The 1567-nt window shown below is 37.0% G+C and carries 3 protein-coding genes and 1 pseudogene; 2 read left to right on the forward strand and 2 right to left on the reverse strand.

The genetic code is table 11. The features are described from left to right. The first annotated feature begins 47 nt into the window (after window positions 1-47). Together C3420_RS16940 and C3420_RS16945 are read left to right on the forward strand one after the other, a co-directional pair. Entirely contained in the window at window positions 48-404 is a 357-nt protein-coding gene (locus C3420_RS16940) for a type II toxin-antitoxin system RelE/ParE family toxin (RefSeq protein ID WP_000269911.1), read from the forward strand. Next, window positions 397-699 (forward strand): helix-turn-helix domain-containing protein, encoded by a 303-nt coding sequence (locus C3420_RS16945; RefSeq protein WP_001140620.1) that lies wholly within the window; start codon window positions 397-399, stop codon window positions 697-699. Before C3420_RS16940 ends, C3420_RS16945 begins: the two co-directional genes overlap by 8 nt. Before the next feature lie 41 nt (window positions 700-740). Here the strand turns inward: C3420_RS16945 and C3420_RS16950 are convergent. Next, window positions 741-902, reverse strand: a pseudogene (locus C3420_RS16950) (IS6 family transposase); the annotation flags it as partial. Window positions 903-995: 93 nt separating this feature from the next. Continuing rightward, window positions 996-1388 (reverse strand): Cd(II)/Pb(II)-responsive transcriptional regulator, encoded by a 393-nt coding sequence (gene cadR / locus C3420_RS16955; protein ID WP_000550240.1) that lies wholly within the window; start codon window positions 1386-1388, stop codon window positions 996-998. Window positions 1389-1567 lie beyond the last annotated feature (179 nt).

The raw sequence follows: 1567 nt of genomic DNA on the forward strand, positions 1-1567 counted from the left end.
CATAATGCCTCTAAAATATAGACTATAATCTATATTTTGGTTGTGGTATGTGGACAGTCATTACGACAGATCTATTTAATCAGTGGCTTGAACAGCAAGATGAATCTACTCAAGAGAAGGTCCTAGCTGCCCTGGTTGTTCTACAGCAGCAGGGGCCGAGTTTAGGCCGCCCTTTAGTAGATACTGTGTATGAGTCTAAATTTACCAATATGAAAGAACTGCGCGTTCAACATCGCGGTAGACCCTTAAGAGCTTTCTTCGCATTTGATCCCTTACGACAGGCTATTGTTCTATGTATTGCTGATAAAGGCGGTAAAAAGCGTTTTTATAAAGACATGCTGGATATTGCAGATGAACAATACCAACTTCATCTCACTACCCTAGGAGATAAATCTAATGGCTAAGACTCTGCAAGAATTGTTAGCTAGCCGCTCTCCAGAGAGCCAAGCCCGTATTCAAAAAATGGCTGATGAATTACTGCTAGAAAATCAGCTTCATCTTATTCGTGAAGAACTCGAAATTTCTCAAAAAGAGCTTGCTGAAACTTTGGGAATAAAACAGCCATCGCTTTCAGCAATAGAAAATCGTGGCAATGATCTTAAGATTTCAACCATGAAAAAGTATGTTGAGGCAATGGGTGGGAAGCTCCGTATTGATGTAGAGCTTCCAACAGGAAAACATATAGGATTCAACGTTTAACAATAAAAATGGGAGCTATAGGCTCCCATTTTTAGATTCGTATAACGTTGAACCCAACGGTAAATAGTCGTGTGATCAACATTCACACCCCGTTCGGCCAGCATTTCCTGCAGTTCACGATAGCTAATGCCATATTTACAATACCAGCGCACAGCCCAAAGAATGATTTCGCCCTGAAAATGCCGACCATGGAAAGGATTCATATGCTGCACCTTTAGCTAAAACAGTCTTCAGCTTACCATTCGTGGTTATTTGCAACAGTGCCGATTTTTTGAAAAAAGCATAGGTCTAGATAATCAAGCTAGATTTTTTAAAACTCCACATTGGTCAATTGTACATAAACCATCACAAGTACCTCTTAAATCAGATAGTTGTTCAATAAGCTTTTGTTGCTTGATTATATTTTCTCTGATAGCACTGACATGTAAGTCAATTAATTCATTCACATCTGAACAATTTTTCTCAGGTTTGTCTTTATAGGTAAGTAATTGACGAATTTCATTCAAACTCATATTTAAAGTTCGGCAATTCAAAATAAATTTAATTCGCTCAACATAGCCTACATCGTAAAGGCGGTAATTTCCTTCCGTTCTTTCCGGTTCCGGAATTAAACCTTCCTTTTCATAAAACCTAATTGTTAATACTGAACATGAGGTTTTTTTAGAGAGTTCACCAATTTTTAAATGCATTGAGTTAGTATTTCCAAAGATTCTTGACTCTATAGTAACTATAGGGATTCTAATATTCAAAGTTTATAATTTTTTTAATGGGTATAATTATGAGTGGTTGTGGATGTAGTAAAGAAACACCATGCGAAGATAAGAAATCTCAACAAGAAAATCATCCATCAATTGCAGAAGCAAACAAT

The sequence above is a fragment of the Acinetobacter sp. ACNIH3 genome, from assembly GCF_002918965.1.
Taxonomy (GTDB): domain Bacteria; phylum Pseudomonadota; class Gammaproteobacteria; order Pseudomonadales; family Moraxellaceae; genus Acinetobacter; species Acinetobacter schindleri.

What these genes read in the sequence shown, in the direction of transcription:
- C3420_RS16940 (WP_000269911.1), top strand. Translation starts at nt 48, where the DNA reads ATGTGGACAGTCATTACGACAGATCTATTTAATCAGTGGCTTGAACAG.
- C3420_RS16945 (WP_001140620.1), top strand. Translation starts at nt 397, where the DNA reads ATGGCTAAGACTCTGCAAGAATTGTTAGCTAGCCGCTCTCCAGAGAGC.
- cadR (WP_000550240.1), bottom strand. Translation starts at nt 1,388, where the DNA reads ATGCATTTAAAAATTGGTGAACTCTCTAAAAAAACCTCATGTTCAGTA.